Source organism: Hahella sp. NBU794 (assembly GCF_050749805.1).
Lineage (GTDB): Bacteria > Pseudomonadota > Gammaproteobacteria > Pseudomonadales > Oleiphilaceae > Hahella.
In genome coordinates this window covers 2,075,537-2,089,060 of sequence record NZ_CP192738.1, presented here as the reverse complement: position 1 = coordinate 2,089,060, position 13,524 = coordinate 2,075,537, and the positions used below count along the sequence as shown (strand labels likewise).

Genomic DNA, 13,524 nt, shown 5'->3' with positions numbered 1-13,524 from the left:
CACAGCCACTGACTGTTTTTACTGGTTACGCCTGCGGTTTGCGACGCAGTGCGCCAGCGCCTACAACCGCTAACGCGGACAACATCAGGCCAAAGGTCGCCGGCTCAGGCAGCTCCACATTGTGCTCATAAGGATGCCAGTTCAGCTGGTTGGCGCCTTGCCAGGAGTGCGCAATCACCTGACCGTCAACATGACCGCCGTTAGCGAAGATATCCGCGCCCGGCGCCAGAATGGTTCCATAGAAGCCAGCAGCCAGGTTGATCTGCGTCGCTTCATAGAAGTTGAAGATCACGCTGGTTTCATTACCCACCCAGGACCAGTCGCTGGCTTTGATTTTGTAGTCGGCGGGATCAATGTCGATGACGTCGCCCGCCACGTTGATGATCAGCTCCTGGTGCTGGCCGATATCTTTGGCGAAGAAGCCCCAGACCGATTCGAAGTCCTTCTCGCTGATATTGAAGATCTGCTGACCGCCAGAGCTATCGCCATTGAAAGTCAAAGCGCCCCACTGCTCAGTCACGCCAAGGGAATCCGCCAAAGACAGCTCTTTTGACAATTGCGTCAGCTTGGCGAATTCGGCGTCGAAATTAATCGGCAATACCGCATGATCCTTCACCGTTCCAAAAATGCCCGCGCTGGCGGTGGTGAATTGCCCGCCAACCAGAGCGTCGCCGTGGATATCGCCGCCAACATGGCTGTAATCGCCGCCGACGACAATCGCCAGTCCATCATTTTCGCGGAAAGAGTTCAGCGTATAACCGGTAAGGCTGGCGTTACCGCCCACCGCCAACGCGCCTTCACTGTCATTTGGGGAAGACGTGAAATCGCCATGGAAGAATCCGTTGTAGTTCGCCGCCGCGCCGAGATTGACCGGCGTCGCGTAAGTGTTAGCGGAAATAGCCGCACTGAAACCGACAAGTGTGATTGCGTAAAACTGTTTTACTGAGATCATTGACCACCCTGACACATCAAAAAGAAATCCATATGAAAAAGAGGGGAAAGCGCCTGCGGCTAAATGTTTGACACTTCTAAAAGAAACTACCTGTCACCCTTTGCTAAGGCATGCGCATCATACCGGAGTCAACCCGCCAAACCCACGAGGAAGCCGTTCCCAAGGGTAAACAAATGTAAAAAACTGTAAGTGATTTCAAAGCGTTAAATGCCCCAGGGTTATATCCGGCCGCCGTGACGCAAACTTGTGTCTATAATCAATCTGACGCTGATCATTTTTTAGCCCAACAGGAGGTTGCCTGCGCCTATGGCGAAACATCAGTGGCCATCGCAGCTCAGCGTTCTGGCTCCGGCGTGCGCCCTGGCTATTGCCTATTTCCTCACTGCCCGCGCCGGTTTGCTATTGTCACTGCCCGGCAGCAACGCCAGCCCGGTATGGATACCCGCAGGCATCGCATTGGCGGGCATGATCCATTATGGCCGCAGCATCTGGCCCGCCATCTGGCTGGCGAGTTTCGCCGCGGAGCTGGTATCGCAGCAGGCGGACTCCTTCAGCAAGGTCATACTGGCGCTCGCCATTTCCATCGGCGCCCCGCTGGAGGCGGTCATCGGCGCCACCCTGATTCGCATGCGCGCGGACTTCAGTCCCTCTCTGGAAAAAAAGCAGGATGTGGCGCGCCTGCTCATACTCGGCGGACCGGTGGCCTGCGTCACCAGCGCAACTCTCAGCATTGGTCTGATGGCCAGCCTGGGCGTCATACACATCCAGGACGCAGGCGCTCACTGGCTGGCGTGGTGGTTTGGCGACACCTTCGGCGTCCTGATCTTCGCCCCAATTCTGCTGCTATGGCTGCAAAAGGAAAACAGCACGCTGAAGCGGCGATTGCTGGTGACGTTGCCAGGGCTGGCGTCTTTCACTCTCGCGGTGATTTCTCATTATTATCTGGTGCAGGCGGACCAAAAACAGATTAAAGAAGACGTGCGCCAGCAGGGCGTGCAACTACGCTGGTCCACCTTCAACCAGATACAGGGGATCACCAATGCCGTCAGCGCTCTCGCACTGCTGTTTGAGGGCTCCAAGGTCATCGTGCCGCAGGACTTCGAGCGTTACGCCTCACAGTTTCGCAACTTCCATCGCGACATCAGCGGTCTGGGTTGGGCGCCCTATATTGATAAAGCCAGTCGCTCTAATTTCGAGCATTGGGCGACATTGTTGCTGGAGAAGGACTATCAAATACGCGAGACCCTGGGCCAACAGCAGATTCCCGCTTCGGAGCGCAATTTCTATGTGCCGGTGTTGTATGTCACGCCCAATAATGAAGTCACCCGCGCGGCGCAAGGCTTCGACCTGTATTCCAACGCCATACGCCGCAGCGCCATTCTGGAGTCCATGCGTAAGGGCGACTTGACGCTGACCGCGCCGATCACTCTGGTAGGAAACTACGGTAAAGGGGCCATCTGTATTGCGCCGGTTTACTCCAGTCCGCCGCAAAGCGCCAACTCAGATCAGAAGCGCCGGATTATGGGATTTGTCGTAGGGTCGGTTCAGATCGGCAATCTGATTGATCGTTTATCCCAAGACATCAATCTTGAACTGTTTCATATCGAGATCTTCGATATCACCGAACCCGAACAACCCGAGGCGCTGTTCATCTCTCGCCAGAGTGCGCCGGACAATCCTTTGGAGGATATGTTCACGCAAACCATGCAGATGGATATCTCCGGAAGGATCTGGCGAATATCCATAACGCCGACGCGTTTATTCATCAAACAGGACGCGTCCATCACCCCCTGGATCGCATTGATACTGGCCGTCCTGTTCGGCAGTCTGCTCACCGCGGTTTTACTGCTGGAGACTGCGCATACTGTAAAGATAGAGAAAGAGGTCATCGATCAATCACAACGACTGGTCAAAGCGGAAACCCGTTATCAGGAATTATTCACGGGGTTAAAACAGGTGATCTTTCAGGCCGATAAAGCCTATCAATGGCGAGTGCTCAACCCCGCCTGGAGCGGCCTGACCGGGGAAAATCCTGACGACGCCGTCGGCCGTGAAATGTTTCACTACTTTCACCCCGATGATTGCGACAAGCTAAAGGACGCGCTGCAGAAAATCGCCCGGCTGGAAGAGTCCAGCCTGTTTCTGGAGCTGCGCCTGAACGCCCTGCAACTGGAACGGGCGCCCTGGGTGGAAATCCATCTGCAGCGCAGCAAAGACGCCAGCGGAAAAATGGATGGCTATAGCGGTTTCATCGCCGACATCAGCGAACGCAAACGTCTGGATATCCTGAAAAACGAGTTTATTTCCACGGTTTCCCATGAACTACGCACGCCGTTAACCGCCATCAACGGTTCACTGGCGCTGCTGGATTCCGGCCGCCTCGGCCTGCTGCCGGACCAGGCTAAACAAATGCTGCACATCGCCTACAGCAACTGTGAACGCTTGCTGCGCCTGATCAATGACCTGCTTGATATTCAGAAAATAGAGTCCGGCGGTCTGGAGTTCAGTTTTGAACGTCTGGACCTAAGAGACCTTATCGATGAGGCCTTAAGCGCCAATCAGCAGCTCGCGGAAAAAGCCTCCGTCACCCTCGCCTTTGAACCGCCCGCATCGCCCGCGCTGGTGAAAGCAGACCGGGATCGTTTGCGGCAAGTACTGGATAACCTGATCTCCAACGCCGTCAAATTCTCACCCGCCGACGAAGCCGTGTCGCTGACATTGAATACTCACGCCCACTATTGGGAAGTCTCCGTGCAAGACCAGGGACCGGGAGTGCCGCCGGAGTTCCGCAATAAAATCTTCCAGAAGTTCGCCCAGGCGGACAGTTCCGACACCCGCCTCAAAGGCGGCACCGGCCTGGGATTGAGCATTTCCAGAGAAATCGTCCAGCGTCACCACGGCCAGATCGGCTACCATTCCGAACCTAACTGCGGAGCCACCTTTTACTTTCGCCTGCACGCCTTAACTAACGGCGCGGTGTGGGAAGCCCAAGCGTCCTCCTAGGGTGAAAATCTCGTAATATTCTTGCTGAAACGACCTTTCTTTGACTTTCAAATGCTTTAATTTTCTAATATTTCCCTTTTATCAGCCCAATATCGAAGGATAGGCCGCATGCCGTGGACCTGGGGATTTCTACGCGTTTCTTTTTTCGTCTGGATTGCGCTAAGCATCGTGCTGATCGCTATGATCGTCAGCATTTTCAGTTCACCGCTGCAGGATATCCTGCACCCGGAAGCCGGCAAAAGCTGGATCGCCGCCATTGATCCACGCATCGTCGCCGTGGTGCTCGGCGCCATCCTTATTCAGATTCTGATTCCCGCCGCCCGCTATTACCTGACCTTGATCAATGCGCAGCAACAGGCGCTGGCGCAAATGGACGCATTGGTGGAAATGCTGTTCGAAGACTTCGGCCTGATGTTGTCCACCCGCAAGGAAATCGATGAAGCCGTAAAAGCCATCGCCCGCAAGTTACAGGTCAGTCGCTGGCGACGCTGGCTGCCGCTAGGCCTGACGCGGCCGTCAGAAGATCTCAACATCGACAGCAAACGCGCGCTGATGAACGGTTATTTGCAAACGCCTTTCGATAACTATGTGCGCCACATTCGCTCCCAGTTCGAAGCCTTCCGCAACGAACTACCGCAATATCAACGCGACGCCAGCAAAAAGCACAAAGGGCTGCCCTATCAGTACTATCTTTCCACCTCAGAAGGCCTCATGGATTCCTGCAATCTGGAAAGTCTGCCCAAACATCTGAAGCCAGCGGCCATGCAGTTCATCGCTCATGACAAGTACTGCATTAAGTCCTGCAACGACCTGTACAGCGACCGTTACATGAAAATATCCATTGAGACTGGCGACTATGACAGGTTCGAAAAAGCTCAGGTCGGTTTTATCGAAATGGAATGCCGCAAAGTGCTGGAAACAGCGGTTTATATGAAGGCGTTGATCAAACTGGCGAGAAAAAGATGGACGCTGTTTCTGGACTGAAACGCGAAAGTTAAAGCTAGATCAATTAATTAGGCGAGGCCCTGAAATCAGGGGAAACAAGAATAACTCAGCTGGCGGAAGCAGGATGCTTCAGTTTATCTTTCACGGGGCATGCGCATAAATCAGCTCCAGAAAACGTCAAAACCTAAGTTCTTAAGCGAGTATATAAGCATGCCGGACGATCTTCAATGGCGCAGGCGATGAGTTACGTCTCTATTTGTTTCATGCGCCACTTTATTTATAAGTCTATTCATACGTCAGTCATAAGTCAGTTTATTCACACGGGTCGTCTATCAAATCATGAGTGAACAACCGTCTAAGAGCACATCAAACACGTCCGCGAACCTGCTCTGGGTCGTGCAAAGCAACCTTGGCGACAGCGATGACGCAGCGAAGATAGAATCCTCCTGCCGCGGGCTGGGCTATGACTGCGCTATGACCCGGGTCATTCCGTTCGCGACGGACCTGCCTGATATACCGAATGACAGACCGGCTATTTTCTATGGCTCTTCCAACTTCATCACGCACACGCATCGCTCCGGCAGATGGAGCCCCTGCGCTTACTTCGATGAGCGCCAGTTTTTGTTCTCCGAAGCTCTTCGCCACTATGGCGACCGCCTGTTAAACGCAGACGCCCGGATTCTGACCATGGAACAGTTCGCGCAAAGCGGCGCTGACGACGAGGAAGTCTTTTTCATCCGACCGGATGGCGATTTAAAAGAGTTTGCAGGAGCGATCACCACCTTCAAAGCCTTCAAGGAGTGGGCGGATAAACTCAGACCCGGCGGCTTCACGGTGGATTTGTCGTTGCCTATGGTAGCGGCGAAACCCAAAGACATTGAACATGAGTGGCGTTTGTTTATCGTCGCAGGAAAAGTCGTCACAGCCAGCCATTATCGCGCTGACGGTAGGATGCAGGTCTCGGCTGGCGCGCCTGAGGCGGTAATCAGATTTACGGAAGCAATGGCGGCCACATGGAGTCCAGCTCCCGTATTCGTCATGGACGTTGCGGTCTGCGCCGGAGAGCTTTATGTATTAGAAATTAACGGCTTTAACAGCTCCGGTTTCTATGCCTGCGATATCGAAACCATCGTGCGGGAAGTCTCCGCCTATACACTCTCCCACTAACAGGCCATGCAAGCTGGCCGTGTGAATTCAACCGCCAGTGAACGCACGCCAGATAAAGACGGCGTAGGCTCCAATCCAACTCAACGGCAACAGCAGTCCCGGCAGGATCAGCCAGAGCATCCATTTCGGCTGAGCTTCCGTTTGACGCGGCTGGCGCAACGCCATCAACGCCTGTCCGCCGTTCATATGAGGCAGCGGCAATAGATTGCATGCGGATAGCTTGGTCGCCACCAGGGCGAATAGCAGAATGAAGTTATTGTTGGCGGCGAATACGGCGCCTTCGCGTAAATATTCCTGTGCAACGGACAGGGGACTAAACGCCCCCAGAAAAATCTCTACGAAGGCGGCGCCGAAACTACGCCAGCCGTCCTCGTAAACACCCAATGCGAAAGCCAGCACAAAGAAGCATCCAGAAAGCGGGATGACCGCTCTGATCCAGGCTGGCTGGCAGTCGTAGGCGTCAGGCGCCGGTTTAACATCGCCCCTCTCATCTCGCTCTTCTCGCGAATCTTTGAGTTTGACGTAGCCCGCGAGAAGAATTGCTCGAATGCTGACAATGCCCGTCTGCAGCAGGAGAGGCCCGGAACCGATACTGATCTCCCTGACTTTGACGCCAAACGCTCTCGCGCACACAGCCATCAAGGTCAGGTGTAGAGGCATGTAAAGCAGAACGGCGAGCAGTAGGGATATCTCAGGTGGCATCGATAAACTCCGGTCATAACTTTATTTATGATCGGCTAGAGTACCGCCCTGGCTGACCAACGCAACCCGAGAATGGCCTCCTCTACTGAGGGGCCGCCCCTGCGGCGGGAGCCTGGATCGGCGTCTCCACCAATCGGAACCCGTTCACTTGATAGCGGACATCAACGCCATTGGCGTCGCGACTGACCAACTGCATCGACTTAGGCGGACTGTACCAGGAGCCGCCACGCAGAACGCGGCGTCGGCAGTCTCCCGCCGTGCGCGCGGAGCCATCCGCTGGAACGCCTTTCATGGACTCACTCCAACAATCCTGCACCCACTCCCACACATTGCCATGCATATCATACACGCCCCATTCGTTAGCGGGGAATGAGCCAACTGGCGAAGTGAACTGCCATTTATCGGCGCCGCTCACCAAGCCGCCGCAACAATCGTCCTTACCGTAATTGGCGAATTTATGTCCAACCTGATCCCCCCAGGAGAAACGCTTGCGACTGCCTGCGCGCGCAGCGTACTCCCACTGCGCTTCCGTGGGTAACTGAAAGCTTCTGCCGGTTTTGGCGGTCAGCCAGACGGCGAATTCTTCCGCGTCATTCCAGCTCACGCTGATCACCGGATTACGTCCCCGGCCCCATCCGCGATCATCCGCTTTATTCGTGCACCCGCCATCGGCGACGCAGGCGTCCCACTGCTCAAAGGTCACTTCATAGGCCATGATCTTGAACGGCGTCAGCGTCACTTCCTGCCCCGGATTGCCGCCCCATAATACGCCACCGTCATCAAAGCCCATGCGGTACTTGCCGCCAGGAATATCGACAAAGGCGATGTTCAGAGATTCCAGCGCATCCTTCTCAACCAAAAACACCTGTTCGGTAAACTGCTCTCCACTGATTTCCGTCCACCGGGTCAGCTTCTCATACCCAGGCGCGCTGACTTCCAGCAAATAGCGGCCTGGGTCCAGCGGAATGCCCTCTTCGTACTTGGGCTGAATATTGAGAATACGAATTTTCGCGTCCACAGGCGTCACATCCACCGTGAAGGCGGTCTTAGCCGGCTTCAGCGAAACATAATGCGAACGGTGGTCGGCGCTGTGATTCAACATAAAGGTTTTCGGCCAGAATCCTTTAGCTGTCACCTCAACTTCGTAATCACCCTCAGGGAGCGAAGCGCCCGGCGTATAGGCGCTCTCCTCGCCGGCGAACGTCACTGTCGCCCCTACCGGCTCCGTCACCACCACAAAAGGAAAGGTCGGCGCGGGCCGGGTCATATTTTTATACGCCCCATATCCCACTACCGCAGCAATCATCAAGGCAACGCCTAACGCGCGCCAGACACCGGAAGACACAGAGCCGCCCCGCTCAGTTCTGCGAGTGGAGGTAGGACTCTCCTGCGCAACTGTTTCGCCATGAGCCGTTTTTAACGATTCGACGGTAAACAGACAGGTTGCTTCCGTATCCACCGGGACGTTTTTAATCGCTTCCAGGTGGGCGCGAAACTCGTCCAATGACGACAATCGGCGCTCTGGCTCCTTCGCCAGCAGCAAGTCCATCAACTGCTGATACATGCGCAGATGCAACGGCAACGGCGGCGGCGGTTCCTGTTTGTGCTTGATGCCCAGACTGATCGGATCGGTGGCCTCGAACGGTACGGCCCCCGTCAGCATCTGATAGAACACGATGCCCAGACTGTACCAGTCGGCGCGATGATCAAGCTGTCGTCCCATGGCCTGCTCGGGGCTCATATAAGGAGGCGAGCCCAGTATCGAGCCTGTCGTAGTGAGATCGCCGCGATGATACAGGGATTTGGCGATGCCGTAGTCCGACAGCACTGGCGTATCATCCGCGCGAAACAAAATATTGCCCGGCTTGATGTCGCGATGAATATAGCCCAGCTTGTGGGCGTAATTCATGGCCTCCGCCAACTGCAGAATAATGCGCGTCGACTCTTCTCTGGTCAGGCGACCGGAACGGATACGCTCCGTCAGCGAGCCGCCTTCCATGAACTCCATGGAAATAAAGAACGTGTCTTCAAAAGGCGCAATGTCGTATATCTGGATGATATTCGGGTGATTCAGCTTGGCGGTGATTTGCGCTTCCTGAATAAACCGTTGACGAAACTCTTTGTTGAGACAGATAGCCGGAGAAATAATCTTGATGGCGACGATGCGGTCCGCGAGAAGCTGTCTGGCCTTAAACACTTTGGCCATTCCGCCTTCAGCGACTTCATCAAGCATTTCATAGTTGGGAATTTGAGGAGATACGGTGATCACGCTGCAGCTCCAGTCCATTAGTCACTTATCGGTCATTCGATGTTCAAGCATACCGGCGTAAACGGAGCTTGAGTCCTTTCCTTCAGAAAGCGCGTGTGCACGCATTTTCAGGGTATGTCGGGCGCGAAGCGCGCCGCTGATGATCCGCGCCCTAACCAAGGGCGACATGCCCGCATTATGACAAACAGAATTTAGAACGTGAAGCATTGCGCCTGAAAGCCCTCCCATAATTAATGCAGTGATCATCATGGCGACGGAAATTGACTGGGCAGTTAGGATCCGCATCCATAAGCGATAATTTATCACCATTACTTTCAACAACATGGACAACGCGTCGCGGGACCTTCCTCCGCACGCTATTTCAAGGGCGACACCTTAATCAGTTTCGGCGCTGAGCTCGATTGGCCGTTTACCCTAGGGACTGTGGACAATCGTTAATTCCGTCGTTATATCCAACAAAAACGAACTTATTGCTTTCGTTAATTGGACATTTAATGGCCATATGCTATCCCTTATAACTGTGATGCGACTATCAGTCATGTTTTCTTCATTCGAAGAAGCGTGAGTCAGATGTAATCCCAAACGACCGGATCGAACGACCGGCCGGACAGGGACCAGCGCCCTGCCCCGCCCAAGGATATGCACATGGATAAGTTGGATCGCCCCATCGCAATACCCGCTTCATGTCGCCTCGCCCGGATTGACTAACAACACCATCTATTGACTACGGAGAACACTATGCCTTGTTCATAGAGCGCCCAGCTCTTTTTATTTAACGCCGTTCATATTTGACGTTTCTATTCATAACGCACAGGGAAAGAGCATGAATCGAAGAGATTTCATCAAGACAGCCGGAGCCGTCTCACTACTGCCTAATGCGGCGCTGGCGTACTATCCCTCTTTGCCGGAGTCCTCATTTCCGACTTCGATTATGCAAGGAGATCTGACCCCATCCGAGGGGGTGCTGGACATCATCGCCGGCGCCCTGCCTGGCGACATACATGGCCATGTGTTTATGGCGGAAGGAATTCCGCTGGAACGCAATCAACTGACGCCCACGGGCAAAGGCGCCCTCACCCGCCTCGACTTCGGCCCCAATGAGACAGCCTTCAAACGCAAAATGATCGAAACCCATTCGTCCATCATGCAGGAGCATGTCAGCGGGTTATTCGACAAATTTTATTTACTGGGAGGCACGGTCTACTACAGCCCTAATCTGGGCTTTATGAACTACTGCAACACCGCGCCGAATTATATGGGAGATAACCGCTTCGCACTGAGTTACGAGGGCGGCCCTCCCTATGAGTTTGACGCCGTGAGTCTGGACTTGATTACGCCTGTCGGCAATCCCGGCGAGTGGCGCACCAGCCTTCCGCCCATCGCAGACGCTCTGACTCCAGACAAGTGGCTGTTTCCTCAAGTGCGCACTACCGGGCATCCGTTCTTTGATCTGGAGCGCGGCGAATGCTTCACCATCAATTACGGCGGCGTCATCGGCGAGCTGGGAACCTCCGATGGTTATCTGCGCCTGATCAGGTGGAATCTGCAGGGGGCGCTGGAAGCCTGGAACGTGGTAAGTCGTCAGGGCGCCAACGCTTATTTGACCGCCACCGCCCACTCCCTTGGCGTCACGCGCAACCATATTCTCATCTTCGAAACCGCGGCCAGGGTGGAAGCCACCCGCATCATGGGAACCCGCATCGTCATTCCGCAGAAGCACCGCACTCCCGTGTGGATCATCCGCAAAGCGGATCTGGCCAGCGGCGCGGAGCAGGTCGTTGCGGATTATATCGAGCTGGACTTCGATACCTCCGACATCATGTGCAACTACGACGACTACGATGGTGAAGTCACCCTATACGGGCAGTATCTGGGAGCGATGGATAAGTCCGAACAGCAGTTTTACCTTGAGTTGCTGCACTTCGGCGGCTGGGTTCCTTCCGAGGTAGCCGGGTATCCCACCGCGCCGGTGGATGTCGGCGGACTGGTGCAGGCGCGCATTAAAGTCAGCGCTGATTCCGCCTGGGAGATCAAAGAAGATTTTCGCCTTATCCGCGATGAATATCTGTTGTGGGACATGAACGACCCGGCCTATAGGGGGCATTTCCAGTTCCCAGAAACCTTTGACCATATTTACTGGGCCGCCATCGGGTATCGCCCCGAACACTTGGTCAAACGGGTGGCGGACGCCTATCGCAAATACCCCAACCGTCTCTTCAATAACGACAACCTGCCGCAAACCGCTATTCCTTCAGCGCTGGTGCATATGGATTGCCGCAACATGCTCATTGCGGACGCCTATCAATTCCCCGAAGACTGCGTTATGCGCACGCCGCAGTTTATGTCGCGGCCAGGCTCTCTGGCTCAGGATGACGGCTATATCTTCACCGCCGTCGTTCGCAAACACCCCAGCGGCCCTCAGTCCAACGGCAAAGAGTTCTGGCTGTTCGACGCGCGCAATCTGGCGCAGGGACCGGTGTGCATACTCGGACACCAGGATCTGAACTTCGCCACCACCAACCACGCCCTATGGCGGCCGGAAATCGGGCCGCGCCCGGCTGACGCCTACAAAGCCGATTACGCCGACTTTTTCCGCGAAAAAATGCCATGTCACTCACAACAAGTCAGGGAGGTCTTAGAAACCTACATTCTTCCGAGATTCAGCTAGACGCATATCAGGCAGTTCATGAATGCGCTGGTTCGGCCCACAAAAAATAAGCATAAGTTTTTGGAGAACGAACATGACGCGTATAAAAACCAGTCTTTTATTGCTGATCCTAATTCTTGTTTCCGGCTTTTCCGTATCCTTGTACTCCCGCAATCAGGAGTCCGAAAAACTACAGAACTACCAAGGCACCTATGAGTGCTCGCCTGGGGCCATTTATGACCCCGCATCGATAGAAGAAGTACAGGACATCGTCCGCAACGCGCTGGCCGAAGGCCACACTGTAATGACCGGCAACCGCAAGTTCGCCAGTCAAATTGACGCCGCCTGCACGCAGGACGGCGAGGTCCAGATCACCTTGAAAAACATGGACAAGGTCGTCTCCTTCGACGCCAGTTCCAAAACCGTCACCGTACAGGCGGGCATGCGCTTCAATGACTTGAACGAATTCCTGCGCAGCCAGGAGTTGGCGGTGAATATGGTGACGGAACTCGGCACGTTCACTATCGGCGGCATGCTCGGTAGCGGCACCCATGGGTCCACCCTGGCCAAGCCCAGCAATATGATCGCCGATTATGTCACGGAGCTGAAAATCGTCGACGGACTTGGCGATGTGCGCACGCTCACAGGCGAACAACTTAACGCCGCCCGGGTGAATCTTGGCGTTCTGGGCGTGGTGGTGGAAGTGACCATCCAACTGGAAGACGCCTTTAAAGTCGCCGCCAGCGTGCAAGGCTTTCGCTTCGACGACAAGCTGGAAGACGTTATCCTCAATATCGCCCGCAGCAACTATTCCGCTAATATCGCCTGGTTCCCCGGCCTCGGCAGATACACTGTCACCACCTACAACCCTGTGCCGCTGGATACTCCCGGAAACGCCTACAACGCTCAGGCCGATGTCTCCGACGCCCAGGAATACTTCTTCGGATTGCTATTTGACGCACTGCACGAAGTGCCAGGGTCCGGCTTGCAATGCCTGGCGGCGGCGGTGAGATTCAGCAGTCGCTCCACCTCTTATTATCGTGATGTGGACACAGGGAAAGTACTGGAGTCCCCCATTGGCCACTCCGATCGCATGCAATATTTCAAATGCAGAGACCCCAATAAATGCATCTGGGATCGTTTGCCAATCGCCCTGCAGGAAGTCGCAATCCCTATTGACGATTTACCTTCATGGATCGCTGACGTTAGGAAAATACTCGCTGCGCATCCGCGCACCTGCTTTCCTCTAAACGGCATTTATTTTCGTTTCGGCAAAGCCTCTCCAAGTTATCTCGGCATGAACGCAGGGCGCGACTCCGCCTATCTCGGCATCGAATACACATTGAGACAGGAAGGCGCGGCGGTTCCCAAAAACTATTTCGTAAACCTTGAAATAGAACAAATGTCCTTACGTAAATATCACGCGCGACCGCATTGGGGGAAAAACTCCGTAGCGATATTTGAGGATATGCCGACTCGCTATCCTAAATGGAATGACTTCCTCGCGTTTAAAGCGGAAGTAGATCCTTACAATATTTTCACAAATCCATTCTGGCGCAGAGTCAGCGGTGAAGATCCGCTCAACAATTATTTAACTCCAGGCTGCAATGCAAGAGGCGAATGTTATTGCCAGGCGGATGAACATTGCGCAACAGGAACCTCCTGCACCTCCGGAGCCTATTACGGCGACGCCAATATATGTCGATAAAGAAATATATATAACGATGTATTAATTCGGCAAAAAGACCGCCGGTGACGTCAGTTCAATATATGTACGCCGGCGGTTTTTCAACCCACCTGGAACTAGACCAAAAGATATAAATCTTTTTATGGATAGCA

9 protein-coding genes are annotated in these 13,524 nt (G+C 54.4%); 5 read left to right on the top strand and 4 right to left on the bottom strand.

Annotation, left to right across the window (positions count from 1 at the left end; all coding sequences use genetic code 11):
• Nucleotides 1-25 precede the first annotated feature (25 nt).
• Entirely contained in the window at nt 26-952 is a 927-nt protein-coding gene (locus ACQYWX_RS09380) for a choice-of-anchor A family protein (RefSeq protein WP_431688589.1), read from the bottom strand.
• Nucleotides 953-1,258: 306 nt separating this feature from the next.
• On the opposite strand from ACQYWX_RS09380, the gene ACQYWX_RS09375 reads away from it, so the two are divergent.
• The 3 genes from ACQYWX_RS09375 to ACQYWX_RS09365 all read left to right on the top strand — a co-directional run bounded on the left by ACQYWX_RS09375 (nt 1,259) and on the right by ACQYWX_RS09365 (nt 6,067).
• Nucleotides 1,259-3,955 carry a CHASE domain-containing protein gene (locus ACQYWX_RS09375; protein ID WP_431688588.1) on the top strand — a complete coding sequence of 899 codons (2,697 nt, stop codon included), beginning with the start codon at nt 1,259-1,261 and terminating at the stop codon, nt 3,953-3,955.
• A 108-nt stretch (nt 3,956-4,063) separates the two neighbouring features.
• Complete coding sequence (locus ACQYWX_RS09370) at nt 4,064-4,939, top strand: hypothetical protein (RefSeq protein ID WP_431688587.1); 876 nt, start codon at nt 4,064-4,066, stop codon at nt 4,937-4,939.
• 300 nt (nt 4,940-5,239) lie between these two features.
• Nucleotides 5,240-6,067: an ATP-grasp domain-containing protein gene (locus ACQYWX_RS09365; protein ID WP_431688586.1), complete on the top strand. Its 828-nt coding sequence runs from the start codon at nt 5,240-5,242 to the stop codon at nt 6,065-6,067.
• Between the two features lie 27 nt (nt 6,068-6,094).
• Here the strand turns inward: ACQYWX_RS09365 and ACQYWX_RS09360 are convergent, their stop codons facing one another.
• The 3 genes from ACQYWX_RS09360 to ACQYWX_RS09350 form a co-directional block, all read right to left on the bottom strand.
• Entirely contained in the window at nt 6,095-6,769 is a 675-nt protein-coding gene (locus ACQYWX_RS09360) for a site-2 protease family protein (RefSeq protein ID WP_431688585.1), read from the bottom strand.
• A gap of 82 nt (nt 6,770-6,851) precedes the next feature.
• A complete protein-coding gene (locus ACQYWX_RS09355; protein ID WP_431688584.1) occupies nt 6,852-9,038 on the bottom strand; it encodes a bifunctional serine/threonine-protein kinase/formylglycine-generating enzyme family protein in 2,187 nt (728 codons plus the stop codon).
• 21 nt (nt 9,039-9,059) lie between these two features.
• Complete coding sequence (locus tag ACQYWX_RS09350) at nt 9,060-9,362, bottom strand: hypothetical protein (RefSeq protein WP_216737136.1); 303 nt, start codon at nt 9,360-9,362, stop codon at nt 9,060-9,062.
• Between the two features lie 499 nt (nt 9,363-9,861).
• Between ACQYWX_RS09350 and ACQYWX_RS09345 the strand changes: the two genes are divergently transcribed.
• A complete protein-coding gene (locus tag ACQYWX_RS09345) occupies nt 9,862-11,706 on the top strand; it encodes a carotenoid oxygenase family protein (RefSeq protein ID WP_431688583.1) in 1,845 nt (614 codons plus the stop codon).
• Nucleotides 11,707-11,779: 73 nt separating this feature from the next.
• Nucleotides 11,780-13,393 (top strand): D-arabinono-1,4-lactone oxidase, encoded by a 1,614-nt coding sequence (locus tag ACQYWX_RS09340; RefSeq protein WP_431688582.1) that lies wholly within the window; start codon nt 11,780-11,782, stop codon nt 13,391-13,393.
• Nucleotides 13,394-13,524 lie beyond the last annotated feature (131 nt).